The sequence below is a fragment of the Sporosarcina sp. 6E9 genome, from assembly GCF_017921835.1.
Lineage (GTDB): Bacteria > Bacillota > Bacilli > Bacillales_A > Planococcaceae > Sporosarcina.
Genome location: NZ_JAGEMN010000001.1, coordinates 518,444 through 543,165, shown reverse-complemented (window position 1 = coordinate 543,165; position 24,722 = coordinate 518,444). Strand labels below are relative to the sequence as shown.

Below are 24,722 nucleotides of genomic sequence, written 5' to 3'. Positions count from 1 at the left end.
GTATAATTATATTAGCAGAACATTCCAACCAACTAGACGATTAACTAAGGGAAGGAAGTGCGGCTCAGAAACAATTTTCAATGTATAGCAACATTCACGGATCTCATGACCAATGGCTTCTTGGAGTATGATGAAAAAGGAGTGTTTTATCACTTGAATATTACAACAACTGATCGTATGCTTACCCGGGTTAAAGATGTCTATCTGTATGTACGTGAAAAAGGAACAGTGACAACACAAAACATTGTCGACGAATTTGATATCACTTCCCGAACTGCACAGAGGGATTTAAATGTTTTAAAATATAACGACCTCGTCACAAGTCCAGTTCGTGGAAAATGGACGACCACATCTAAAGAAGTAATTTATTAAAAAAAAGGCCGATACGCAAATGCGAACGGCCTTTTTCTTATGCACCTGTTGTTGAATATAATCGTTCTACTTCTTCTTCGGTCAATTCCCGATAAGCGCCTAGCGGTAATGTTTCATCAAGCTGTAACGGCCCCATAGAGAGCCTTTTTAAATAGACAACTTTCTTGCCAACTGCTTCGAACATTCTTTTCACTTGATGAAACTTTCCTTCTGTAATCGTGAGTTCGATTTCAGATATTTCACCCGCCGAGATTATTTTCAATATGCCCGGCTTAGTCTCATAGCCGTCATCTAATGTCACTCCAGCCGAAAAACTTTCAATATCCGCTTCTGTTACGACACCTGAGACTTTTGCGAAATACGTTTTGGGAATTTCCTTTTTAGGTGATAGTAAGTTATGAGCCAGTTTACCATCATTCGATAGAAGCAAAAATCCTTCTGTGTCTTTGTCGAGTCGACCAACAGGAAACGGTTTAAAATGACGAAATTCAGCATCTAACAAATCGACGACCGTTCTATCATGTCGATCCTCTGTTGCCGATAAAACGTCCTGTGGTTTATTCATCATAATATAAATGTATTTCCGATAGACAACGGGTTCTCCCATAACGGTGACTACATCATTTTCAGTATCAATGTTTACGCCGGGCTTTTTTTCCGTTTCACCATTGACACGTACAGCGCCATTCTTCTGTAACTGACGCACTTCTTTTCGTGATCCGAATCCCATATTTGATAATAATTTATCTAAACGCATTTTCTTCCTCCTAAAACCCTAACTTATCTGTAAATCTCGTGAGACGTTCACCAAACAATTTTTGCGCAAGGCCTGTTTTTAACGATAAATAACCGTAAATAGCCCCGCCGACACCTGTACAAATCAGAATATAGAAGAGCGCATGCATTTTACCATCAACCGCGCTGAATGCAGTTAAACCTTTTAGTGTGAAATATACGCTGACGAACATGACTAAGTTCAAAATACCGATCAGAATAATTCTTCTGAAGACCATTCGTGAACGGTATTGAAGAGCTTTTGTTATTATCCCGATATTTAAACCTACAGCAATCGTATAGCCGATAGCTGTCGCTAAGATTGCGCCATTCGTTTCAAATAATTTTATGAGTGGAATGTTAATCACTAATTTAACAAGCAAACCGACCAAGGAGTTGAAGATAATCCATTTATGCCGATCGATTCCTTGTAGAATTGCAGCTGTTACCGTAAACAATCCAAAAAGAATAGCGACCGGCGCATAACTCGCAAGGATTTTCGCGCCCATTGCGTCTTGTTCATATAGTAATTGATAAAATTCATTTGACAGAACCATGAGCCCAATAACAAGTGGAATCGTTAAGAACATCATAATTTGATATGTTTGATCAAGTGAGCGTGTAATTCCCTTTTGGTCATTTTTCGTGAAATAGGTTGTTAGTACAGGAATTAGCGCCATGGAGAATCCTGTTGCAATCATTACTGGTATCATAACGAATTTATGAGTTAGTAAATTTAACATTGCCAAGTAAACATCCGACACAGTTGAACGTCCTATCGATTTCATAGCATCGTTAAACGTGACCATATCAACGAATTGATATAAAGGATTTATGACTCCAACCAAAATAAATGGCAATAAATATGAGAATAACTCTTTGTACATCGAGAAAAATGAAGTTTCTTCTTCAGGTTGGATACTATTATCCAACAAAGTATTGAATTCTTGTTTATACTTTTTCCAATACCAATACAAAACACCAAGTCCTGCAATTCCACCGATAAATGCTGCGAACACAGCAAAGTTAATCGCTTTTTCAGGTGATTCATGCATGAAATTGACTACGAAATAGGCGCCAATCAGGACTGCAATTATCCGAACAATTTGTTCGACTAATTGTGAAATAGCTGTCGGTTCCATTTTGTTATACCCTTGCAAGAAACCTCGTACGATACTCATTAATGGGACGACGAGCAATGCGTAACTTACCCAGCGAATGACAGATGTAATTTGTTCTATGGAAAATATTTGTTCTTCATCTCTAATGACGAGATGAGCAATTGGTTCAGCTAAGAAAAACAATGTTAAAAATGCCAAGATTCCCGAAATTGTCATAACGAGCATTCCGGATTTCATCAATTTTCTTCCCGTCGCATAATCCCCAAGCGCGTTATATCTGGCAACAAACCTTGAAACTGCTAACGGCGCACCTGATATAGCGATTGAAAGCGCGATATTATACGGGATATAAGCATATTGGTATAACCCCATGCTTTCCTTCCCTACGATTGCATATAAAGGAATTAAATATAATAGCCCGAGCGCTTTGGAAAGAAAAAGCCCGATGGTTAAAATGGCAGTACCTTTGACAAGTTTAGACGACATAGTTTTAATCCTTCCAATCTATCTTAAATCTACTCTTAATAGTTTACCCCCGAATATCGTATTTAACAACGAATATCCGCGAAATGTGTATAATAGAGGAAAACGAAAGCGTGGTCTATATATGTATGATGTAATAATAATTGGTGGTGGGCCATCTGGCTTAATGGCTTCCATCGCCGCGGCGGAAAGCGGACAAAATGTCCTTCTGCTTGAAAAAGGAAAAAAACTTGGCACTAAGCTCGCCATTTCCGGTGGCGGTCGTTGTAATGTGACGAATCGATTGCCTCAAGAAGAAATTATTAAAAACATTCCGGGTAATGGCAGATTCTTATACGGACCGTTTTCCGTATTCAATAACGATGATATTATCAACTTTTTCGAAGGACTTGGTGTTGCTTTAAAAGAAGAAGATCACGGGCGCATGTTTCCCGTTTCCAATAAAGCACGTGATGTAGTCAATGCAATGCTAACTGAAATGGACCGGTTACATGTAGAAAAAAGACTTGAAAATCGGGTTGCCAAGCTTCTAATGGACGATGACAAAATACTCGGCGTCCGATTAACAACTGGTGAAGAAATCCGCACAAAAGCTGTTGTTCTCGCTGTCGGCGGTAAAGCAGTACCACAAACTGGAAGCACGGGTGACGGATATCCATGGGCAGAAAAAGCTGGCCACACGATTACAAAGTTATTTCCAACCGAAGTCCCTTTATTGTCGAATGAACCATTTATCGTTGCAAAAGAATTGCAAGGACTCGCACTTCGCAATGTAGCGGTTTCCGTTTTGAACGGGAAAGGCAAAACATTGATTACGCATCAAATGGATATGCTATTTACCCACTTCGGATTAAGTGGACCTGCCATTTTAAGATGCAGCCAGTTTGTAGTTAAAGAACGAATGAAAAACGGAAATGTTCCCGTTGACATGAAAATCGACTCTATGCCATCTATGAATGAAGAACAAGTATTTCAACTACTGAATACGACAGTTAAAGAAGATCCGAAAAAACAAGTAAATAATACTTTGAAAGGCTTAGTACCCGAACGATGGTTATTCTTTTTATTTGACCGCGCAGGCATTGAGCAATCCGATATTGGCGCAACAATGTCCGCAGATAAACTTCGGGCACTCGCAAAGCTACTGAAAGCTTTCACGATGACTGTGAACGGCTCACAACCGATGGAAAAAGCATTTGTTACCGGCGGCGGTGTTTCCGTTAAAGAAATCGTTCCGAAAACAATGGCATCTCGCAAGAAAAATGGTCTGTACTTCTGCGGTGAAATAATAGACATCCACGGCTATACGGGTGGTTATAATATTACATCGGCATTGGTTACAGGTAGAATAGCAGGTATGAATGCTGGCGAGTATGCCGTTGAATTAGTATAGGCGATATCGCGCAAAGTCCTATTTTCTTCTCGACGCAATGCGGCTTACTCTCGTATATACCTAAACAAAAAAGTGCGCTTTCCTTATGGAAGGCGCACTTTTTTTAATGGTCACTTACTTTTACAAGATTGACCAATTACGGAGCAACGATATTCACCAGTCTGCCCGGAATTCCGATTATTTTCTTCACTTCTTTACCATCGATGAACTCTTGCACTTTTTCGTCTTGTAGCGCCAGTTCTTCAAGCTCTTCTTTCGTGCTATCTTTCGCAACGACAATTCTCGCGCGAACTTTTCCGTTAATCTGAACGGCGATTTCTACCGTGTCATCGACAAGTTTCGATTCATCATATGTTGGCCATGGTTCGTAAGTAATTGTATCCGTATGGCCAAGCTTTTCCCAAAGTTCTTCTGCAAGATGCGGCACAATTGGCGAGATTAATTTAACAAAGCCTATTGCATACTCAGTCGGGACTGAATCGGCTTTGTAGCACTCATTGATAAATACCATGAGCTGAGAAATTGCCGTGTTATTATGCATCGCTTCAAAATCATCAGTCACTTTTTTCACAGTCTGATGATACACTTTCTCGAGTGGTCCAGTTGATTCTCCACCAATTTTCTCGCCTAATGAACCATCTTCATTTACATAAAGACGCCAAATTCGATCCAGGAATCTACGTGAACCATCAAGGCCATTCGTATTCCATGCTTTAGATGCATCAAGTGGACCCATGAACATTTCATATAAGCGAAGGGAGTCGGCACCGTGTGAATGGACAATATCATCAGGATTAATGACATTCCCAATCGATTTCGACATTTTTTCATTGCCTTCACCTAAAATCATGCCTTGGTTAAACAGCTTTTGGAACGGTTCTTTTGTTTCAACTACGCCGATATCATAAAGAACCTTGTGCCAAAAACGCGCGTATAACAAGTGCAGCACGGCATGTTCCGCCCCACCCACATAAATATCGACAGGCAACCAACGTTTTGCAAGTTCTGGGTCTATGATCATTTCATCATTATCTGGATCGATGTAACGTAAGTAGTACCAACAGCTTCCAGCCCACTGCGGCATCGTATTCGTTTCGCGTCGACCTTTCATTCCAGTTTTCGGGTCAACTACGTTAATCCACTCTTCGATATTCGCAAGTGGCGATTCACCAGTTCCGCTTGGCTTAATATTATCAGTTACCGGTAGCGTCAATGGCAATTCGGATTCGTCAAGCGCTGTCATGGTGCCATCTTCCCAATGAATAATTGGAATCGGCTCTCCCCAGTAACGTTGTCTTGAAAATAACCAATCGCGTAATCGATACGAAATTTTCTTTTCGCCTTTGCCTTGCTCAACAAACCATGCAATTGCTTTTTCGATTGCATCATCTTTTTCAAGTCCATCTAAGAACCCGGAATTAATATGTGTTCCATCACCAATATACGCTTCTTTTGAAATATCGCCGCCGGCCACTACTTCGATAATCGGCAGGTCAAACTTTTCGGCAAACTCATAGTCGCGTTCATCATGTGCAGGTACAGCCATAATTGCGCCTGTACCGTATGACGCAAGTACATAATCCGCAATCCATATCGGCATTTTCTCGCCGCTTGCTGGGTTTATTGCATAAGCGCCTGTAAATACGCCTGTTTTTTCATCCGCAAGATCAGTTCGTTCAAGATCGCTCTTTAGTTTCACTTCATTCAAATAATTAGCAACTGCTTCTGTTTGTTCATCAGTTGTAATTTGTTTCACCAATTTATGTTCTGGTGCGAGTACCGCATAGGTTGCGCCGAAAATCGTATCTGGACGCGTCGTAAAGGCTTCAAAAGATAAGTCAGTTCCCTTAATCTCAAACTTCAATTGCGCACCTTCAGAACGACCAATCCAATTCCGTTGCATATCTTTTAAGCTTTCCGGCCAATCCAGGTCATCCAAATCTTCAAGTAAACGGTCAGCGTAATTCGTAATTCTAAGCACCCATTGGCGCATCGGGCGTCGCTCAACCGGATGTCCACCACGCTCGGACAAACCGTCGATGATTTCTTCATTCGCTAAAACCGTTCCAAGCGCTGGGCACCAGTTCACATCAACTTCGTCTACATACGCTAATCCTTTATTATAAAGTTGGATGAAAATCCACTGTGTCCATTTATAATAAGAAGGGTCTGTCGTATTGATTTCGCGGTCCCAGTCATAGGAAAACCCTAAATCATTCATTTGACGCTTAAAAGTCGCGATATTTTTCGCAGTAAATTCAGCCGGATCATTTCCTGTGTCAATCGCATATTGCTCAGCAGGTAAGCCAAACGCGTCCCACCCCATCGGATGAAGAACGTTATATCCTTGCTTCCGTTTAAAAGAACTTAAAATATCCGTTGCGATATATCCAAGTGGATGCCCAACATGAAGGCCCGCACCTGACGGATATGGAAACATATCTAGACAGTAAAACTTCTCTTTGGAAGGATCATCGACCATTTTATATGTCTTATTTTCTTTCCAATAATTTTGCCATTTCTTTTCAATTTGACCATGATTATAACTCATGTCTTTTTCCTCCTTCAAAATAAAAAATCCCGTCCCTTAAAAATATAAGGGACGAGATTTGTTTACAAACTCCCGCGGTGCCACCCAAATTGACGGATAACCGTCCAACTTGTTTCCTTAACGCGGATAACGGTAAGCGCTACTACGATTCGCGCTTACTGGCTCCGAGGCGAGTTCACCTAGCTATATCACGTATCGACTTGCACCAACCGCCGACTCTCTAGTTGTGATATAAAAAGACTACTGCTCCTCTTCAATGCCGTTACTATTGGTTCTAGCTTACCCGAATTAAGTAAATTAAACAACTATTATTTTACATTTTCGATAACATTTTTCACAATCAATGTTGCCTCTGTTGAATCGATGACGTCTTGAATCGTAAATCCTTCGAAGACTTCTCTCAATTCCAATCCGTCCGGTGTGACATCGATTGCCGCACGTTCGGTAATTATCTTATGGACAACTTGCTTACCCGTTAGTGGAAGCTCGCACTCTTTTTTAATTTTCGCTGAACCATCTCTGGCCACATGATCCATGATAACGATGATTTTCTTCGCACCGTGAACCAGATCCATTGCGCCGCCCATTCCTTTAATCATCTTTCCTGGAATCATCCAGTTAGCTAAATCGCCCTTTTCAGAAACTTCCATTGCACCAAGAATCGCTACGTCAACATGACCGCCGCGAATCATTGCAAACGATTCGGCACTCGTAAAGTATGCAGAACCCGGGATGGATGTTACGGTTTCTTTTCCGGCATTGATCAAATCAGGATCCACTTCATCTTCTGTTGGATACGGTCCAATTCCAAGCAATCCGTTTTCAGATTGAAGGACGACTGTCTTATCGTCAGAAATATAATTTGCGACTAATGTCGGCATACCGATTCCAAGGTTGACATAGTTGCCGTCTTTAATTTCTTTTTCAGCGCGTCTTGCGATTCGTTCTCTATAGTTAACTTTCCCCATTTTCAACTATCCCCTTTCCGTCGTTACCGAGTCGTTAATCGCTCGATGCGTTTTTCTTGGTCCGCTTGCAATAGCCCTTGCACGTAAATGCTCGGTGTATGAATTGTCTGCGGATCCAAATCGCCCGTTTCGACAATTTCTTCGACTTCTGCAATCGTCACAGCACCAGCAGCCGCCATCATCGGATTGAAGTTTTGGGCAGTTTTGTTATAAATGAGATTGCCGAATTTATCTGCCTTTGCTGCGCGTATCAACGAGAAGTCCGCTCGAAGTGATTCTTCAAGGACATAGTCTTTCCCATCGAATTCTCGTATTTCTTTCCCTTCCGCAACAGTTGTTCCAACACCAGCTGGCGTAAAGAACGCTGGAATCCCCGCACCACCTGCGCGGATTTTCTCAGCCAGTGTGCCTTGTGGTGTCAATTCGACTTCAATTTCGCCTGATAACACCTGGCGTTCAAACTCTTTGTTTTCTCCCACATATGAGCCAATCATTTTTTTTATTTGTTTATCTTTTAATAGTAATCCAAGTCCCCATTCATCGACTCCGCAGTTATTCGAAATAACCGTTAAGTCTTTAACCCCTTTTTCAACGAGCGCTAGTATTAGTTGTTCAGGAATTCCCACAAGCCCGAATCCGCCGACCATAATCGTAGCGCCGTCCCCGATGTCTGCAACCGCTTCCTTCGCAGATGAATAAATAGGTTTCATCATGCATCCCCCTTTGAATCTTTTATGATTAATATTCAATCTATCTATCCAATTAAATCAAAGTTTACGTAATCTTGCAATGAAAGTTAGTTTCCATTAATAAGAAAATTATTGAAACGGTTGATTTTTCGCGGTCTTTAAGGAAGTTTAGAAGGATTTTTTCAATCACTGAAGTTATTTTTTTTTGCTTGCACCTACAAGCTGTTTCCTTGAAGTTGGCAGTGGTTTGCTTGCAGTTATATACCGTTTGCTTGCACTAAAATGATTTTGCTTGCAAGTCGGGACTTTTCACCTGTACAAAAGCTGAGGAAATACCGTGAAAAAATTCGAATAACTAACTGGAATGAAAAACAACTTACCGCAGAATAATACGAGTACTCGAATGGATCATCCTAGTACCCGCTAAAGTTATATTCAATCTTTCAGTATTCCCGCACCTCATAACCAACCTTCTTAATCGGCCGATCATAAAATAACGTCGTGAAAATCGATAAACACGTGAGCGCTGTTAATATAATTAACATCATTTGCATTCCATATAAATCAACAAGTATACCACCAGCCAATGGGCCAATCATACGACCGATTGTAGCCGCGGAATTAACGATTCCCTGATAGAAACCTTCACGGCCTTTTGGCGCGAGTTGGTTAGCGATTGTGGGAATTGCTGGCCAGACAAACATTTCACCAAAAGTTAAGATGGCCATAGAAACGATGAACATCTTAAACGAACCAGCATAACCGACAACAATAAATGAAATAATGAATATCCCAATGCCGATTAACATTTGTGCTTTAAGTTGATGTTCAAGCCTTTTAATAATCGGTTTGATCAAAGGTTGTCCTAGCACAATGAGCAACCCATTCAATGTCCAAATGAAACTATATTGCTTTAATGTTATTCCCAAGTCTAACGCATGCGTCGAAATTGTCGTTGACCATTGAGAATAGATGAGCCATGTTAGTAAATAGCCAGCACATATAATCATCAGTGCATAAAAAGGTGCTTTATGCTGTATCTTTTTCCTTTGCATCATAACATTTGTGTGCTGTGTAGGTTCGATAATCATGTTTTTATAACCAAAATAAGCAATAAAGAAAAATACGGCATAAAAAAATAAGTTCGCAGAAAAAATATAGTGGATATTAACTGAAGCGACTAAACCAGCAAGTGCCGGACCAATCGCTACACCAAGGTTTTGAGCAAGGTAGATAGAATTGAACGCTTTCCTTCCGCCATCAGGCCATACGGTGCCGACCATCGCATACATACTCGGAAAAACAATTCCGCCACTAAAACCAAGTATCGTCAGAAATACAACGTATTGCGGCCAATCATGCCAGAAGACTAGACACACTAAAGCAATCAGTGAAATGACGATGCCGCCAATAATTGATTTAAACCCGCCAATCCGGTCAAATAAAAAGCCACCCAACAGATTTCCAAAGACACCAGCCCCTGCGTTCAACATTAAAACAATTCCAGCAACCGTCAACGATTTACCTAAATAGTCGTGTATGTATATTGTATTCAGCGGCCATAAAAAAGAGTTCCCTGTCACATTGACGAGCATCCCGATGATCAATAACCAAACTGCTTTTGGCATATGTGTGCCCCCTCTCAAAACCCAATTCCCCTAATTATATTCTTTATGCAGTGAATGAACAATACTATTTAATATTTGAGGAATACGTTATTCTAAACATGGTATAATTTTTAATATAAGGAGTGAACAAATATGAATTCTTCAGCGCTTCCGTTCCCTACAGAAGGGAAAAGGTATTATACATGGTCCAGGCATTTAAAAGATGAATTTGGTTTTAAAGTATTTAAAGTTGCGTTAGACGCAGGATTTGATTGTCCAAACCGGGACGGCACTGTTGCTTTTGGGGGCTGTACATTTTGCAGTGTTGCAGGATCGGGAGACTTTGCGGGGGACCGAGTGGATCCAATCGATGTTCAGTTTGCTGAAATCAAAGCACGCATGCACAAAAAGTGGAAAGACGGCAAACCAATGGCGTATTTTCAGGCTTACACGAATACCCATGCGCCGCTTCCGAAACTAAAAGAAAAATTCGAAGCTGCATTAGCACAAGAAGGTGTGATCGGTTTATCTATCGCGACCCGTCCAGACTGCCTTCCCGATGATGTTGTTGAATATTTAGCGGAATTAAACGAACGCACTTATTTATGGGTTGAACTTGGTTTACAAACCGTTCATGAAAAAACTGCTAACCTTGTGAACAGAGCACATGATTACGCTACATATGTAGAGGGGGTCGAAAAGCTTCGTAAGCACGGGATCCGCGTTTGTACACATATTATTAACGGACTTCCTATGGAAGACTATGACATGATGATGGAAACCGCACGCGAAGTTGCAAAACTCGATGTCCAAGGTATTAAAATCCATTTGCTACATCTATTAAAAGGAACACCAATGGTAAAACAATATGAAAAAGGCGTACTGGAATTCCTTGAAAAAGACGAATACATTAATCTTGTCGCAGATCAACTTGAAATACTTCCACCTGAAATGATTGTTCATCGAATCACAGGAGACGGCCCGATTGAACTAATGATTGGACCGATGTGGAGTGTTACAAAATGGGAAGTATTAAACGGTATTGATAAGGAATTAGAAAGACGAAATAGCTGGCAAGGAAAACATTATAAAGGAGCACTCAATTTACTATGAAACTTCTTCGCGTACTTCCGATGGCAAAGCAATTGCTAACGGAGTCCGTAAATTCGGGGGAAATTGTCGTCGATGCCACAGCGGGAAATGGTAACGATACGCAATTTTTGGCAGGACTTGTCGGTGAACTCGGACATGTCTATGCTTTCGATATTCAACAAGCCGCTTTAGATTCTACAGCAAAGCGCTTAGGCGAATTAAATAGCCGCGTATCTCTTATTTTAGATAGTCATGAAAATGTTGATCAATACGTAAACAATGAAATTGGCGGGGCTATGTTCAATTTAGGTTATTTGCCACACGGTGAAGATTTATCAATCGTTACAAAACCTGATTCTACAATTGATGCGTTACATAAATTGCTTAACCTATTGAAAGTTGGGGGCATTGTTTCAATAGCTGTTTATGATGGTCATGAGGGCGGGGCTGACGAACGAGATACTTTACTAAACTTTGTTCAATCGCTTCATCAAGCAGATTTTCAAGTCATTAAATACCAGCAACTCAACCGAATAAATAATCCACCGTTTCTAATTGTTATAGAAAAAATGAGGGGTTTATCCCAATAAAAAAAGTAGGCGTCCACTGAAGACTCAGTCGGACACCTACTTTTTATAAATTACGAACATCTGCAATCGGACCAATTGTTTTAAAATCATCCCGTTCCAAAACCGCCATAAGCTTTTCGGCTGTTTCTTTTGCGCTACTCAGCATCCCTTGTTCTTTGTATGTAACAAATTGATCAAGGAGTGGAAAAGATTCTTCATCACTCGAACGAATTGTTTCCTGCATCCCCGTGTCAATAATTCCCGGAGCGATTGAAACAATTTCGACTGGATATTTTTCTTTCACTTGCTCCATTGCCACAACACGTGAAAAATGATCGAGTCCAGCTTTCGTGGTACAGTATGCACCCCATCCTTCGTACGGATTACGCCCGGCCCCTGATGAGATATTTAAGATTCGTTTCACCTTATTTACATCACGTAATTTATCAATAAACGTATTTGAAAGAACAATCGGTGCGGTTAAATTAACTGCAATCGACCTTTCAACTTCGGCTACATGTAAATTACCTACCAAACCGATTGGATCTACAATACCGGCATTATTAATGAGTGTAAAGGATGTAGCTTCCTCACTATTTTCATCAATAATTGAGGATAAGATGTCTTCAAGAAGATTTGTATTTGCCAAATCAGCTGTTACAAAATTCGTCGCATCATGATTACCAGTTCTGGCAATCCCAATCACTTTCTTACCCAGTGCTTGCAATTGCTTTGATAATTCCAGACCAATACCTTTCGATACCCCTGTTACAATAACGACTTCCACCAATTATTCCCCCTCCGTATAAGCCGATACCCATTTATCAATATCATCGGTCAATTTTTGTTGAATCTTTTCCTTAAATATCTTCGGGTCTTTAAAATCTACTAATGTCGTGCCAAACCACTTTTCAACGTTTTCACGTGTCACAGTATATGATTCATCATCTATTAGTAATTTAATCTCTTGTAAGTTTCCAATAAGCGTAAAGGCAGCAGTTGTGTTATATATTACCGCCTGCTTCATTGTTTCTGTAGACACATCTGCATCCAAATTATAATCGACGATAAGCGAAAAGTTTTCCGGATTCATTTCCAATGGGCCTCTATAATTATTTAACGGCAAGGCACTAAATAGCCCGACCATATTCGATGCATCCCCCATATATGGATCTGCATATGATGTTACTTTTTCAAATTCATGTGTTAATGGATCCTGCTGTATTTTTTCTTCACCAATTTTAACCTTGTTTGGCACCTCAAAAAATTGAATCCAAATAAATAACGGAACCACAAATAGTACTACTAGGATTAACATAAGTCTACGTTTATCCATTTCCCCACCACTTTTCCAACAAGTTTGTTTCAATTGTTACAAGCATATCATTTTCATTACAAAAATCAAAACCTCTTTTTACACGATATGTTATTACAATAATAAAAACAATATTACAATAATAAAAACAACTATTCTATGAAAATATAATTAATTATATTCGCAATTGAAATAAAGTTCCGATGCAAACTGTTGGGTTTTATCTTATAATCTAAAAAAAGCTTGTTAACCATATCGGTTAACAAGCTCTTACTATTTATTAATCTAGCACTTTTATTTTTACTTGTTTACGTCCCCATTTGAGCGCTTCGCTTTGCGTCGGGATGAACACATCGATTTTGTTTCCTTTAATAGCACCGCCAATATCTCCGGCTACCGCATAACCATATCCTTCTACATGAACTTTAGATCCCAGTTTGATAACCGATGGATCGACGGCGATTACTTTTAAGCCTGGATTTTGTTTCAAATTAATACCCGTTTTCGTTATTCCTGAACATCCGTTACAATAAGCTGTATAGGCAGTTGCTGTTACCGTAAATTCTTTGACCGCTTTTTGTGAAGTTGAACGGGATGGCGTTTCTACTTTTTTGCTCGCTTTTGCTTTTGTAGATTTAGTAGGTGCCGTTGTTTTAGCCTTCGCAGCAGATGTTATAGACACGTTTGCAATTGAACCTACTTGAAGCTTTTGTTTCGGGTAAATCACGGTTGATTTCAAGTTATTTTTCGCCATTATATCAGCGACAGAAACGTTATGCATGTTGCCGATTCTATACAACGTATCCCCTTTTTCAACCGTATATTCTTTCGTTTTGGATGCTTTTGATACTATCAATCCTTCCGAAATTGTAAGTTTCTGGTTTGGATAGATGATTGTTGACTTTAAATCATTCCATTCCGTTAAGTCACTTACGCTCACATTATGCGAAACAGCAATTTCGGATAATGTATCACCTTTTTCAATCGTATATGTCGAGGATGATGCCGAGCTATTACTCGCACCAAATGTCACTAAGCCTGCAGAAACAACAAACATTGTAAAAATCTTTTTCAAAAACTTCATCTCCTAGTTTTTTAATCTATGTTCATATTAACAGGCCCAAATTACAGGCATATTACAGATCGTCGTTTTTCTAATTACAAATATCTGGTGAAGTATTACAGGGTGGAGGCGGTGAATATTCATGGATAATCTGGTCATTAGACAAGCAACACACTATGATACAAATGCTGTAGTTTCGGTATTAGTCAAGAGTCAATGGTTTACGTACAACCAACTTTATTCAAAAAGTTATATTCAAAACTTAGTTGACCAATATTACAATGAACAAAGGATTAAGAGTGAAATCATGTTAATAAGCGATAAATGGAGTGGATATTTCCTTGCTGAGAAGGATGGCAACGTTATTGGTGTCATAGGAGGTGGTATGATTAACAGTACGGCGGCTGAAGTTTATGTTTTTTATATGGATCCGGACTATCGTGGGTTAGGAGTCGGGACACGATTACTCAACTTTTTTACTAAAGTACAAAAACATTCGTATGGCGCCACTGAACAATGGGTTGCTGTCGCAAAAGGAAATGATTACGGCATCCCCTTCTATGAAGCACGTGGATTTATTTTTCAACACGAGGAATTAGCATACGGAACTTCAGTAGATGATCAAGATATTTCATTAAAATACAAAAGACAAATCTAAAGAAAGAGGGTTTATCAATGATTGAAATTAAAGGAAGACATAATACAGCGATTGTTTTTACAGATGAAATTGAGGAAAGTGCTAAGCAACAAGTTTATGATTTATGTAATCAAGAATTTCTGCAGGACGCAAAAATTCGAATGATGCCCGACTTGCATGCCGGAAAAGGCTGCACAATCGGAACAACAATGACCATTAAAGACAAAATCGTCCCGAACTTTGTAGGTGTCGACCTTGGTTGTGGAATGATTTGCATCGAATTGGATATTAAAAAGGAAGATATCGATTTCAATAAACTCGATAAAGTGATTCGGCGAAATGTGCCGAGTGGGATGAACATCAGAAAAAAAGCACACCGCAATGCTTCAGATATTCCGTATGATGAAATTATTGCGCCTATTAATGAAGGAAGAGCACGAGGAAGTATCGGAACCCTTGGTGGCGGAAATCACTTTATCGAGATAAATGAGGGTGAAGACAACAGCGTATACTTGGTCATTCATTCTGGCAGCCGTAATCCTGGGAAACAAATTTCAGATTACTATCAACAAGTAGCGATTGAAACAAATCAGGATCCGAATGTATCAAGAGATATGGCGTACCTCGAAGGTCAAAACATGCAAAATTACTTACATGACGTGAATATCGCTCAGAAATATGCAGCCTGTAACCGAAAAACAATGGCGGAAGTCATTATGAGAGGCATGGATTGGCATACAATATCTGAATTCGATACGATTCATAACTACGTCGACATTGAGAATATGATTCTACGAAAAGGTGCTATTTCAGCCGGGGATGGCGAAGTTGTCATTATCCCGATGAACATGCGGGATGGGTCGCTCATTTGTCGTGGGAAAGGAAACCCTGATTGGAATTATTCAGGTCCGCACGGCGCTGGAAGAATTATGAGCCGTTCTCAAGCTAGACGCGAAGTGAACTTAGCAGAATTTGAAGACACGATGAAAGATGTCTGGAGCACCTCCGTTACCAAGTCAACTGTCGACGAGTCCCCTTTCGCCTACAAAAAGATGGATGATATCTTGAAGCATATTGGAGATACAGTTGAAGTATTAGAGGTGATTAAGCCGCTATATAATTTTAAAGCAAGCAGATAACCATGACTAAATTAGAACTAGGTGATCCTTTTGACTGCAATTTTGGGATATATTCAGGCAATGCTACCATTTATGATGGTAGCATTGCCCATTATCATTTTTTTCCGCTTTATCTATCATAAAATCCGCAAGTTTGAAAGGCCAAATTTCTTTCATGAAGTGGGCGTTGTTATTTTCTGTTTGTTCCTGATTGCTTTGTTTTCTCAAACGATCATGACGCGTTTTTACACTGGACCTGTTGTGACTCGCTCATTTTCTAATATTAATCTTGTCCCCTTTCGAGTTTTTCGGGATAACTACTATGCCATTACTGAACTGAATTATTGGCAACCGTTTATCATTAACTTTTTGGGTAACATCTGCATTTTCATGCCAATTGGATTTCTTGTCCCATTATTATGGGGCAAGTTCAACCGTTTTTGGAAAGTGGCCTTAATTGGGCTGGCGACCTCTCTGTTTATCGAAGTCACTCAACTTTCACAAGTCCGAAGTAGTGATATCGATGATTTATGGTTGAATACTTTGGGGGGCATGTTAGGATACGGGTTTTATTATTTTTGGAATAAAAAATATCCACAACTAACACAAAAATTTAAGAGGTGATTTCTATCTTTAAAGCCGTGACTTTGTATACGAATCGATTGAGCGAGTTGAAAAGTTTCTATCAAAACATTTTAGAAATGCATTTAATTGAAGACGGCATTGAGCGCTTTACATTACAGATTGGAAGTTCTACATTAACTTTTAAGGCGAGCCACCTTCCCGCCTCCTATCATTTTGCCTTCAATATTCCCGGCACTCATATGGCTGAAGCCAAAAAATGGCTACAAGCACGGGTAGAGTTGAACCACGAGGACGGTAATGATGAAATCTATTATAAAAGATTCGACGCTGACGCAGTGTACTTTGACGATCCAGCTGGAAATGTTGTTGAATTTATAGGTAGAAGATCGAAAGTCGGTGTTGGTCATTTTACGTCCAATTCCTTAATGAATATTAGCGAGATGAGCATAACGACTTCGTTTGTATCCGATGTAGCGATGAAACTAAAAGAAGCCGGCGTGACAAGTCGCAACAATGTTCCGATTGAACCGGACTCACTAAACTTTCTAGGCGAAGATGATACCTTAATCATTCTCGTTCCACCGAAGAGGAGATGGTACTTCTCCGATAAGTTTAGTGAAGTCTATCCACTAAAGATTGAGCTTGTTAATGGACGTTCGCTTTTGATGGATGAAAAAGGATTCATCTCAAATAGGTAGATAGTTCGACTATTTAACATGTATACTATAAGAAATGTATGAACTGGATGGTGCTAAAAAATGCCGATACCTTCTGATTACTCAAAACCGAAACGAAAGACAGCGAAAGAAACTGCTTTTAACCAAATTCAACAGTGGATTATTGACGGGACATTACATCCTGGTGAAAAGCTTTATGATACTGAACTTGCGAAGGCGTTAGGTATCAGCAGGACGCCTGTCCGTGAGTCACTGCAAATTTTAGAAACGCAAGGATTTGTAGAAATGTTTCCAGGGAAAGCGACGCAAGTAACGGCGGTTGAGAAAGAATCGATTACGGATCTTCTCCCCCCTCTTGCTGCACTGCAAGCATTATCTGCGGAACTTGCGATCCCTAATCTGACCGAAGAACAGTTAACTCTACTTGAAGATACAAATAGTCGTTTTGCAAAAGTGATTGATTCCGAGGATTACTTTAAAGCGTTGAAAATCGATGAAGAGTTCCATCAAATCATTGTAGATGCAGCAGACAATCCATATATTTTTTCAATAGTCGACTCCCTACAAGCCCATGTTCGAAGATTATTTTTCCATAATTCGATTGTTTTAACTAGAAGTTCAATCGATGAACATAATGATATTATTAAATTAATGCGAGATAAAGACGTAGAAAGTGTTTCAACCCTAATGCGCAAAAACTGGTTACGCGCGATTGAAAAGTTTCGTATGTTAAATGCAGAATGATCTATGAAAACGAGATATTGAACCTTCACTCTAAGTCGCCTAGCATTAGGCGGCTTTTTATGATTCTTGATAGGTTGTTCTAAGTTTGCTTGCACTTAAAAGATTTTGCTTGCAAGTCGGGACCTTCTGCCTGTATAAAAAAGAGGCGATAATAAAATTTCAATTAATAAATGAGGCCCTGTTAAATAATATTGCTGATAAGACTAATAAAGAAAAAAGGACCCAAAAACAGGTCCTTTTTTACGATAATCTTCTTCTAGTGGCCTCTTTTAATGATGAGGATTGTTAAACAATCGCGCCCGATTGGTGAATTCTATTATTCTTTTACTGAATCAACGATTTCTTTTGCATCTATTATTGATAAACCATACTTTTCTCTCAATGATTTAATAGTCTTTATTTCTGGAGTGATTTTCAACATCTCCTTCGCGTCAGCTTTCATATCTTTATATTCACCAGTCTTTTTCATAAGCCTCGTATTTTCCTCTTTTAAACGACTATTTTCACGCATCAAACTAAAAGTCCAACCTAAAAGTAGAAGCATAATTAAGATTGAACTTATTTCTGTCCATTGAATTTTAACCACATCCTTTTATTTAATTCTGGCACGATTGTGTTCCATTATTGCACCCGACAGCTTGCCTTTGTTCACTCTTTTTGTTTAGAACAATCTATACAAAAGATTTTGCTCTCGTTTTTCAAATATGCTTTAATTTCTACCATCCCTGCATATTGTGGCACTTTCATTTTTGCATATATTACTTCTCCTGGTTGAACTTCACGATTACAATTAGAACAATACAACTTACGTTTAAACAATTGACTACCTCCTCACCCTGCAAGTAATTCCTTTGCAATTGGGCCCGAATATAGCGTAACCCTTATACATTAATCGCACCCGATTAACGAAAGAAGGTGGCGTATATAATAAATCCAAATATCAATAAAAGAATCATCAGTCCTGTGCCTTTCCAACCTAAGCCACCTACTAAATCAGAAAGTACGCTTCCGTGAATACTGCTTGCGGGATGCTTTAATTCCTTCTGCCTTAATCTTTCACTTCTTTCTTCAGGAGTTTCGTTATCTCTACCCATTTTACCACTCCTTAAATTTCTTTAGTGTGCTTCGAACTGGCCGGATTGAGGCACTGTCCTTATCCCGCAAACGCACCCGTTTCTGGAAGACAGTTATTATGAATAACTATCTTCCTTCTTGCTAAAAATTTCATAAGCAAAGTATCCAAATAACATACCTATTCCGGGTCCCCAAGTAATTGCAGATAGAAAGGAAAAGAGTTTAAATATGCTAAGTATTATAGCAACAGCCAAACCAATCATCATTCCGAATGGTATTAAGCTATCTAATATATTTTGAGCACTTACTGTTTTTTTCTTACCTAGAGTTCCTTTCTTAGACTTATGTTTCATTCTTAGAATTACAAACACTCCAATCGCACCCACTGTTACAAGTGGCAGTACAATACGCGCAATTTCCAAAGATAAATCCATACTATAACCCCTCCTTTCTTTCGCTTTTAAGTTGATTAATTTTCAACATAGTTTATTCCGTTAAATGCCCGCTAGAGGTACAGTTCTTATTCAACAACTGCACCCGATGACGGTATAAGATCTACTGGCTCATCTTATAGTTAATCGACTCTTTTTCAGAAAGGTGTTTTTAACAACAAAGTAAAAAAGTGCAGCAAACACAAGTGCAAATGGAACAAATAAAAGTTGAGACATATTACCAGCAGGAGCATCAAATGCCCAAGCCAAAACATTATTTAACGCTAACATTGACGTTAATAACACTAACTGAATGACGACATAACTTAAAAATAATGGTCGATATATTTTTATGAAGATCATTGCGATGCCCACAAGTGATAATACTAAAAATACCATTTCAAAAATTAAGGCATAGCTAGATAGTGTTGCAAGTTTGGTGAAGGTCAACTCTGTTATCTCGGTATTTTTAACTAATGAATTACTAAATTGAGATTTATAAATTTCAATTGACACATAAACCATATTAGAAATTAACATTAATAAAATAATAAAACGAAATACACCACTCTTTTGAAAAACATTCTCTATTTTCATTTTATCCCACCTCTCATACAATTACGGTTTTGCCACTACTAAAGTTTCACAATCTGGCTGTTTGTTGAACTATGAATCTCAACTTACTTTACCAAAAGTATAGCAGAATTGTTAGGAAAGTTCCCATAAATCTAATATCAACAGAGCTATTTAACAGAGCCATAAATAAAAAGTCTGAGAGGAAAATAAGCATCCCTCTCAGACTTTTATTTTGAATTTATTGAGCATGCACCGGTGAAGGCTTAAGCAAACGGACAAGTACGCCAGTCACAAACATGATTGCCAATACAGGTAGTAACCAGCCTAGACCTTCATCATAGAGTGGCAATACTTGCTTATAGAATTTAATAATTGGATTCATCCAACCGAAGTTTTCTATTTCCAATAATGTACAAAGCGTTTTTAATCCATCAATGACACTAATCATGAATGCAACAACAGTCGCCGCAACATAAACAATACGTGAATGATTAAACAACGACGATGTAAATGTCAGTAGCATTAAAACTACTGCAAGTGGATATAGGAACATTAATACTGGAATCGAATATGTAATAATATTCGACAAGCCAAAGTTCGCAACTACCAAACAAAATGTCGTGAAAAACGTAACAAACATTTTATAACTGACTTTCGGGAATAAAGTATGGAAGTATTCACCGCAAGCCGTCATTAGCCCAATACTCGTCGTCAGACATGCCAGTATAATTATAACGCCAAGAATGATTGATCCGAAAGTCCCCATATAATGCGTTGATGCACCGCTTAATACCGGTCCCCCGTTTTCCATCAACCCAAGAACCCCAGTACTCGTCGCGCCTAAGTATGCAATTCCAACATAGAGAATCGCTAGAAAAGTTGTCGCAACTGCACCGGATTTTGCCGTAGCCACAAGAATCTCTCGTTTATTCGTAACACCCATCGCACGGATCGCGTTAATGACAATGATTCCGAATACAAGAGACGCAAGCGCATCCATCGTATTATACCCTTCCGTAAAACCTTTCATAAACGGTCCGCTAATATAAGTATCCTGCGGTGATCCGATAGCGCCCATCGGATTCACGATAACCATGACAAGCATGACAAGAAGTAAAATAATGATGCCCGGAGACAGGTATTTCCCTATTCGGTCAACAATTTTAGCGGGATTCAATGATAGCCATAAGGTAACGCCAAAAAATATTAATGTGAAGATCATTAAAGCAATCTTCATATTTCCTTCACCAATAAATGGTGCAATCCCGATATCAAACGCAACAGCGCCTGTACGCGGAGCTGCAAAGAAAGGTCCGATTGTTAAATATAAAAGTGATGTGAATATAACTGCATAAAGCGGATGAACTCTACTCGCAAGGTCTTGTAAATTGCGACTTCCCGAGAATCCCATCGCTAGAATACCTAGAAAAGGCAGCCCCACGCCAGTGATTAAAAAGCCAATTATCGCAGGCCAAAGATTTTTTCCAGCATTTTGACCAAGTTCGGCTGGAAATATTAGATTCCCTGCGCCAAAGAATAACGCGAACAACATGACCCCAATGAGAAGATATGATGAAAATTTCAGTTTCGTTTGCATAATAGTAGTTCCCCCTATGTTTTAATCTAGTTGTATGCAATATATCGCTGAAACCAATACTACTCTCCTTTGTGAAAAAATTCAATATGTTAGTGATAATTAATCTATACCAATTTTCTCCTCTCAATTAATAATTAACCAAAAAAGCCCATTTACAGCCGTTTTGAACTGTAAATGGGCTTTTTCGCTATTTAATTATTTTAATAGAAACTTTGTATTACTATGGCCCTCTCTTGATTTTCGAACTTCGAGAATCGCTGGGAATGCCGCTTTTAATTCTTCAACATGTGAAATAACGCCGATAACACGACCCGACTTTTGCAAATCAATCAATGTATCAATTGCTTTATTCAATGACTCTTCATCTAGAGAACCAAAACCTTCATCGATAAACATCGTATCGATGGAAACCGCACCTTGGAAACTTTGAATTACGTCCGCCATACCAAGTGCTAAACATAAGGAAGCGTTAAACTTCTCTCCACCAGAGAGTGTTTTGACATCGCGCGTTTGGCCCGTATAAGCATCATATACATCAAGACCTAATCCACTTTGCCTACCCCGAACTTCTTGGCGATCACTGCGAATTAACTGGAATTGACCATTTGACATCTCTCTAAGTCTTTCATTCGCCGATTGAATGATTTGCTCCAAATATTCGATTTGAATATAGCGTTCGAATGATAATCGCAAATTGTTATGACCCCGAACAACGTCGTAAAGATTTGAAACTTCACCATATGTTTGATCAAGTTTAGCTATTTTTTTTGTTGATTCATCAATATTATCTTTCAATCTTGTAATCGTTTTTTCAAAATCCAATGAACGATTATATTCTTTATAAGCAGTTTCATAGGCTTCTTTTAATTCAGCTAAGGTTTTGTCTAGCGCACTTAAATCTGTCTTTTCTTGTCCCTCAAGCTGCTGTGATGATTCTTTCATTGACTCCCGAACAGCATAATATTGTTGTTTGAAATTATCAATTTCATTTTTCAATCTTGTCCGTGATGGCTCATCCAGTTTCGATGCTTGATAAGCTTCTTCAGTTGGAAATTCAGACTTGTCCAATGCTTCAACAAATCTTTTCTCTGCGTTGACTTTCTTTTCCTCAGCTTCAGAAAGCGATGTTTTCGCATGTATTTCAGCAGATTTACTAGAAGAGAGTTGCTCGCGTCCTTCTTCACGTAGTTTTTGAATGGCTTCCCATGCAAGATCCATTTCACTTTTCTTCGTATTAAGCGCGTGGATTCTTTGTTCCAATACATTCAACTCTCGAACCTCTTCAGGAATTGTATTTAGTTCATGATTGAAGATCGCTTGTTTTGTTTCGAGCGATGCACTACTTTCAAGAAATGCCCGTTCTAATTCATGTTTAGCTAATAATAATTCTTCTGTTGCATTGGTTTGAACGGCTAGTTTCTCCTTGAGTGTGGATAGCTGATTTCGAGCTTCGCGAAGTTCTTTTACTTCATCATTCAAATTGTTTTTCAACGTATGCAGTTGAACACTAGATTCATTAATCGTTTCAGCGTCTAGTTCAAGGCGAACAAGCTCTTCATTCTTTCTCGTTAACTGGTTCAGCATGCTTTGGTAGTTTGCATCTGAAGTTCGGAAGTTACTTTCAATTTTCGCCAATTGTTTATTTGCCGCATCAAGCGCTTCTTTTGTTACAGCATTTTCTCCACGATGTGCTTTTTTAGGATGTTCATTGCTTCCGCATACAGGACAATTTTCGCCGTCGTGAAGCATTTCTGCCAGTGTGACAGCTTCATTATTCAACCAATCTTTTGCCATTTCATCGTATTTTTCCCGGGATGATACATAAGCAAGTTCATGTTGGATTTTCTCTTTTTCCAGCGTAGAAGCCTGCTCATTCATTGCAATGAATTCATCAACGACGCGGCATTTTTCTGTTGTACTCGTTAGCAAATCCACTTTTTCATCATATGGTATTAGTTGTTTTTCTAATTCTGCAACATTATTTTTATATAAAGTTACTTTTTCAATTTCGCCTGTTGATTGATCAACGGTTTCATTTAATTTAAGTTGTAGTACGTTATGTTCCTTCTTACTATCCGAAAGCGCTTTTTCTTTAGTCGCTAATTCCGTCACCTTTGGAAGTGTATCATTTAGCCGTATAAGGTTTTCGGTTATTTTTTCTCGTTCAGGCTTCTTAGCTTCTTCGGCATGATATTGACTTTCAATTTCTACAAGTTTTTCTGAAAGGTTTTTAACGAACATAGATGCTTTTTCAAGATGCTTGGTCTTGTCCGCGACTTCTTTTTTCAGTTCCGCATACTGCACTTCGATTGGTTCAATAGAAGATGCACGCTCTGCATCGCCAAGCTGTTTCGACTTCTTTTCTAAAACCGGAATTTGTTGTGTGAGTTCCGCGTAACGTTGCTTTCTTTTTTCCAATTCAACAAATTGATCATTAATACTTTTCGCTTTATGGAATTGCTCTAGCATTTTTGCATGTTTTTTATTGGCTGTTACGTATAAGTTTTGATCATGAACCGTTTTTTCATTGTAATATTTTAACTCTTCTTCTAATCCGCCTATAATTTGATTTGCATTATGGTGCGCTGTTTTTAACACCCCAAAAATAGTTGATTCCCGTTCTGGTAATAATGAAGGAATTTGTTCTATGAAACTTGCTCTTTTTTGTTCTTCAGTTTGTAACATCGTCTTCGCTTCATCTTGTTTACCTTTTAGGCGCACAACAATCTCTCGATAAGGTTCCGTCCTGAATATTTTCCGCATAATCGTTTCTTTATTTTCTGTATCAGAAGTAAGGAACTTCCTGAATTCTCCTTGGGGCAACATGACAATTTGACTAAACTGCGCCTGCGTAAATCCAATCAATTCTTCCGCTTTCTTATTAATTTCCGAAACGATTTGCCGATCAACAATTGGGATTTCCCCGTTCGCGGTCTGTTCATAAAACTCGCAATTGGCTATCGTTTCGGTTTTGTTTCCTTCCTTTGTATAAGGAATTTGCCGCATAATCCGATAAGTCCGGCTATGAATTTCAAATATTAACTCGACTGTAGTTTGTGTATCATTATCGGCAAAGTCACTTCTCATTGCACGGATGTCCGTGCGGTCTTCCCCGCTTGCTTGTCCGTATAACGCAAAACAAATACCGTCAAAGATGGTTGTTTTCCCGGAACCTGTCGCACCGGAAATAACGAATAAGCGATTATCCTCAAGCTCTCTGAAATCGACAATTTCCGTTTCTTTATACGGTCCAAACGCGGTCATGGTCAATTTAATTGGTTTCATG

General features: G+C 39.0%; 25 protein-coding genes and 1 other annotated feature. Of the genes, 9 read left to right on the top strand and 16 right to left on the bottom strand.

Translation table 11 applies throughout. From position 1 onward, the window contains the following. Positions 1-105: 105 nt before the first annotated feature. Positions 106-372 (top strand): DeoR family transcriptional regulator, encoded by a 267-nt coding sequence (locus J4G36_RS02910; protein ID WP_210468527.1) that lies wholly within the window; start codon positions 106-108, stop codon positions 370-372. Between the two features lie 37 nt (positions 373-409). Here the strand turns inward: J4G36_RS02910 and J4G36_RS02905 are convergent, their stop codons facing one another. Both J4G36_RS02905 and J4G36_RS02900 read right to left on the bottom strand, forming a co-directional pair. Continuing rightward, on the bottom strand, positions 410-1,129 hold the full coding sequence (locus J4G36_RS02905; protein ID WP_210468525.1) for a pseudouridine synthase: 720 nt from the start codon (positions 1,127-1,129) through the stop codon (positions 410-412). Positions 1,130-1,139: 10 nt separating this feature from the next. Then, positions 1,140-2,753: a putative polysaccharide biosynthesis protein gene (locus J4G36_RS02900; protein ID WP_210468523.1), complete on the bottom strand. Its 1,614-nt coding sequence runs from the start codon at positions 2,751-2,753 to the stop codon at positions 1,140-1,142. A gap of 121 nt (positions 2,754-2,874) precedes the next feature. Between J4G36_RS02900 and J4G36_RS02895 the strand changes: the two genes are divergently transcribed. After that, a complete protein-coding gene (locus J4G36_RS02895) occupies positions 2,875-4,143 on the top strand; it encodes a BaiN/RdsA family NAD(P)/FAD-dependent oxidoreductase (protein WP_210468520.1) in 1,269 nt (422 codons plus the stop codon). Positions 4,144-4,279: 136 nt separating this feature from the next. Here J4G36_RS02895 and leuS read toward each other — a convergent pair whose 3' ends face one another. From leuS to J4G36_RS02875, 4 genes are all read right to left on the bottom strand, one after another. After that, positions 4,280-6,694, bottom strand: coding sequence for a leucine--tRNA ligase (gene leuS / locus J4G36_RS02890; RefSeq protein ID WP_210468518.1), 2,415 nt, complete (start codon positions 6,692-6,694; stop codon positions 4,280-4,282). A gap of 44 nt (positions 6,695-6,738) precedes the next feature. Beyond that, positions 6,739-6,960: a binding site (T-box leader), on the bottom strand. Between the two features lie 42 nt (positions 6,961-7,002). Beyond that, positions 7,003-7,662 carry a 3-oxoacid CoA-transferase subunit B gene (locus tag J4G36_RS02885; RefSeq protein ID WP_210468516.1) on the bottom strand — a complete coding sequence of 220 codons (660 nt, stop codon included), beginning with the start codon at positions 7,660-7,662 and terminating at the stop codon, positions 7,003-7,005. 23 nt (positions 7,663-7,685) lie between these two features. After that, positions 7,686-8,372 (bottom strand): CoA transferase subunit A, encoded by a 687-nt coding sequence (locus J4G36_RS02880; RefSeq protein WP_210468514.1) that lies wholly within the window; start codon positions 8,370-8,372, stop codon positions 7,686-7,688. A gap of 422 nt (positions 8,373-8,794) precedes the next feature. Continuing rightward, positions 8,795-9,979: an MDR family MFS transporter gene (locus J4G36_RS02875; RefSeq protein ID WP_210468512.1), complete on the bottom strand. Its 1,185-nt coding sequence runs from the start codon at positions 9,977-9,979 to the stop codon at positions 8,795-8,797. A 132-nt stretch (positions 9,980-10,111) separates the two neighbouring features. Between J4G36_RS02875 and mnmL the strand changes: the two genes are divergently transcribed. Together mnmL and mnmM are read left to right on the top strand one after the other, a co-directional pair. Beyond that, the gene (gene mnmL, locus J4G36_RS02870) at positions 10,112-11,071 is read left to right on the top strand and encodes a tRNA modification radical SAM protein MnmL/YtqA (protein ID WP_210468510.1); all 960 of its coding nucleotides are present in this window, start codon (positions 10,112-10,114) and stop codon (positions 11,069-11,071) included. Then, a complete protein-coding gene (mnmM, locus tag J4G36_RS02865; RefSeq protein WP_210468508.1) occupies positions 11,068-11,640 on the top strand; it encodes a tRNA 5-(aminomethyl)-2-thiouridylate-methyltransferase MnmM in 573 nt (190 codons plus the stop codon). Before mnmL ends, mnmM begins: the two co-directional genes overlap by 4 nt. A 43-nt stretch (positions 11,641-11,683) precedes the next feature. On the opposite strand, the gene J4G36_RS02860 is transcribed toward mnmM, so the two are convergent. The 3 genes from J4G36_RS02860 to J4G36_RS02850 form a co-directional block, all read right to left on the bottom strand. Continuing rightward, a complete protein-coding gene (locus J4G36_RS02860; RefSeq protein ID WP_210468506.1) occupies positions 11,684-12,406 on the bottom strand; it encodes an SDR family NAD(P)-dependent oxidoreductase in 723 nt (240 codons plus the stop codon). A gap of 3 nt (positions 12,407-12,409) precedes the next feature. After that, positions 12,410-12,955 (bottom strand): DUF4825 domain-containing protein, encoded by a 546-nt coding sequence (locus tag J4G36_RS02855; protein WP_210468504.1) that lies wholly within the window; start codon positions 12,953-12,955, stop codon positions 12,410-12,412. A gap of 259 nt (positions 12,956-13,214) precedes the next feature. Continuing rightward, a complete protein-coding gene (locus tag J4G36_RS02850; RefSeq protein ID WP_210468502.1) occupies positions 13,215-14,018 on the bottom strand; it encodes a 3D domain-containing protein in 804 nt (267 codons plus the stop codon). 121 nt (positions 14,019-14,139) lie between these two features. Between J4G36_RS02850 and J4G36_RS02845 the strand changes: the two genes are divergently transcribed. The 5 genes from J4G36_RS02845 to J4G36_RS02825 are packed head-to-tail and all read left to right on the top strand — an operon-like array spanning position 14,140 to position 17,758. Continuing rightward, positions 14,140-14,655, top strand: a complete 516-nt coding sequence (locus J4G36_RS02845; protein ID WP_210468500.1) for a GNAT family N-acetyltransferase — start codon at positions 14,140-14,142, stop codon at positions 14,653-14,655. Between the two features lie 17 nt (positions 14,656-14,672). Further along, complete coding sequence (locus tag J4G36_RS02840; RefSeq protein ID WP_210468498.1) at positions 14,673-15,773, top strand: RtcB family protein; 1,101 nt, start codon at positions 14,673-14,675, stop codon at positions 15,771-15,773. 30 nt (positions 15,774-15,803) lie between these two features. Further along, positions 15,804-16,376, top strand: a complete 573-nt coding sequence (locus J4G36_RS02835) for a VanZ family protein (RefSeq protein ID WP_210468496.1) — start codon at positions 15,804-15,806, stop codon at positions 16,374-16,376. Between the two features lie 47 nt (positions 16,377-16,423). Then, the gene (locus J4G36_RS02830; RefSeq protein WP_210468494.1) at positions 16,424-17,035 is read left to right on the top strand and encodes a glyoxalase; all 612 of its coding nucleotides are present in this window, start codon (positions 16,424-16,426) and stop codon (positions 17,033-17,035) included. A 60-nt stretch (positions 17,036-17,095) separates the two neighbouring features. Further along, positions 17,096-17,758, top strand: coding sequence for a GntR family transcriptional regulator (locus tag J4G36_RS02825; protein WP_210468493.1), 663 nt, complete (start codon positions 17,096-17,098; stop codon positions 17,756-17,758). A gap of 316 nt (positions 17,759-18,074) precedes the next feature. Here the strand turns inward: J4G36_RS02825 and J4G36_RS02820 are convergent, their stop codons facing one another. The 7 genes from J4G36_RS02820 to J4G36_RS02790 all read right to left on the bottom strand — a co-directional run bounded on the left by J4G36_RS02820 (position 18,075) and on the right by J4G36_RS02790 (position 24,721). Further along, entirely contained in the window at positions 18,075-18,302 is a 228-nt protein-coding gene (locus J4G36_RS02820) for a hypothetical protein (protein WP_210468492.1), read from the bottom strand. Between the two features lie 104 nt (positions 18,303-18,406). Further along, positions 18,407-18,577, bottom strand: a complete 171-nt coding sequence (locus tag J4G36_RS02815) for a Fe3+ hydroxamate ABC transporter substrate-binding protein (RefSeq protein ID WP_210468489.1) — start codon at positions 18,575-18,577, stop codon at positions 18,407-18,409. A gap of 83 nt (positions 18,578-18,660) precedes the next feature. Beyond that, positions 18,661-18,852 carry a DUF6366 family protein gene (locus J4G36_RS02810; protein WP_210468487.1) on the bottom strand — a complete coding sequence of 64 codons (192 nt, stop codon included), beginning with the start codon at positions 18,850-18,852 and terminating at the stop codon, positions 18,661-18,663. A gap of 96 nt (positions 18,853-18,948) precedes the next feature. Continuing rightward, a complete protein-coding gene (locus tag J4G36_RS02805; RefSeq protein WP_210468485.1) occupies positions 18,949-19,266 on the bottom strand; it encodes a hypothetical protein in 318 nt (105 codons plus the stop codon). 129 nt (positions 19,267-19,395) lie between these two features. Then, positions 19,396-19,860, bottom strand: a complete 465-nt coding sequence (locus J4G36_RS02800; RefSeq protein ID WP_210468482.1) for a hypothetical protein — start codon at positions 19,858-19,860, stop codon at positions 19,396-19,398. A 217-nt stretch (positions 19,861-20,077) separates the two neighbouring features. Then, positions 20,078-21,436, bottom strand: coding sequence for a branched-chain amino acid transport system II carrier protein (gene brnQ / locus J4G36_RS02795; protein WP_210468480.1), 1,359 nt, complete (start codon positions 21,434-21,436; stop codon positions 20,078-20,080). Between the two features lie 195 nt (positions 21,437-21,631). After that, on the bottom strand, positions 21,632-24,721 hold the full coding sequence (locus J4G36_RS02790) for an AAA family ATPase (protein ID WP_210468478.1): 3,090 nt from the start codon (positions 24,719-24,721) through the stop codon (positions 21,632-21,634). Position 24,722 lies beyond the last annotated feature (1 nt).

Bases quoted from the DNA above. Each gene is read 5' to 3' on its own strand.
- J4G36_RS02910 (WP_210468527.1), top strand. From the start codon at position 106: ATGACCAATGGCTTCTTGGAGTATGATGAAAAAGGAGTGTTTTATCAC.
- J4G36_RS02905 (WP_210468525.1), bottom strand. From the start codon at position 1,129: ATGCGTTTAGATAAATTATTATCAAATATGGGATTCGGATCACGAAAA.
- J4G36_RS02900 (WP_210468523.1), bottom strand. From the start codon at position 2,753: ATGTCGTCTAAACTTGTCAAAGGTACTGCCATTTTAACCATCGGGCTT.
- J4G36_RS02895 (WP_210468520.1), top strand. From the start codon at position 2,875: ATGTATGATGTAATAATAATTGGTGGTGGGCCATCTGGCTTAATGGCT.
- leuS (WP_210468518.1), bottom strand. From the start codon at position 6,694: ATGAGTTATAATCATGGTCAAATTGAAAAGAAATGGCAAAATTATTGG.
- J4G36_RS02885 (WP_210468516.1), bottom strand. From the start codon at position 7,662: ATGGGGAAAGTTAACTATAGAGAACGAATCGCAAGACGCGCTGAAAAA.
- J4G36_RS02880 (WP_210468514.1), bottom strand. From the start codon at position 8,372: ATGAAACCTATTTATTCATCTGCGAAGGAAGCGGTTGCAGACATCGGG.
- J4G36_RS02875 (WP_210468512.1), bottom strand. From the start codon at position 9,979: ATGCCAAAAGCAGTTTGGTTATTGATCATCGGGATGCTCGTCAATGTG.
- mnmL (WP_210468510.1), top strand. From the start codon at position 10,112: ATGAATTCTTCAGCGCTTCCGTTCCCTACAGAAGGGAAAAGGTATTAT.
- mnmM (WP_210468508.1), top strand. From the start codon at position 11,068: ATGAAACTTCTTCGCGTACTTCCGATGGCAAAGCAATTGCTAACGGAG.
- J4G36_RS02855 (WP_210468504.1), bottom strand. From the start codon at position 12,955: ATGGATAAACGTAGACTTATGTTAATCCTAGTAGTACTATTTGTGGTT.
- J4G36_RS02850 (WP_210468502.1), bottom strand. From the start codon at position 14,018: ATGAAGTTTTTGAAAAAGATTTTTACAATGTTTGTTGTTTCTGCAGGC.
- J4G36_RS02845 (WP_210468500.1), top strand. From the start codon at position 14,140: ATGGATAATCTGGTCATTAGACAAGCAACACACTATGATACAAATGCT.
- J4G36_RS02840 (WP_210468498.1), top strand. From the start codon at position 14,673: ATGATTGAAATTAAAGGAAGACATAATACAGCGATTGTTTTTACAGAT.
- J4G36_RS02825 (WP_210468493.1), top strand. From the start codon at position 17,096: ATGCCGATACCTTCTGATTACTCAAAACCGAAACGAAAGACAGCGAAA.
- J4G36_RS02820 (WP_210468492.1), bottom strand. From the start codon at position 18,302: ATGCTTCTACTTTTAGGTTGGACTTTTAGTTTGATGCGTGAAAATAGT.
- J4G36_RS02810 (WP_210468487.1), bottom strand. From the start codon at position 18,852: ATGGGTAGAGATAACGAAACTCCTGAAGAAAGAAGTGAAAGATTAAGG.
- J4G36_RS02805 (WP_210468485.1), bottom strand. From the start codon at position 19,266: ATGGATTTATCTTTGGAAATTGCGCGTATTGTACTGCCACTTGTAACA.
- J4G36_RS02800 (WP_210468482.1), bottom strand. From the start codon at position 19,860: ATGAAAATAGAGAATGTTTTTCAAAAGAGTGGTGTATTTCGTTTTATT.
- brnQ (WP_210468480.1), bottom strand. From the start codon at position 21,436: ATGCAAACGAAACTGAAATTTTCATCATATCTTCTCATTGGGGTCATG.
- J4G36_RS02790 (WP_210468478.1), bottom strand. From the start codon at position 24,721: ATGAAACCAATTAAATTGACCATGACCGCGTTTGGACCGTATAAAGAA.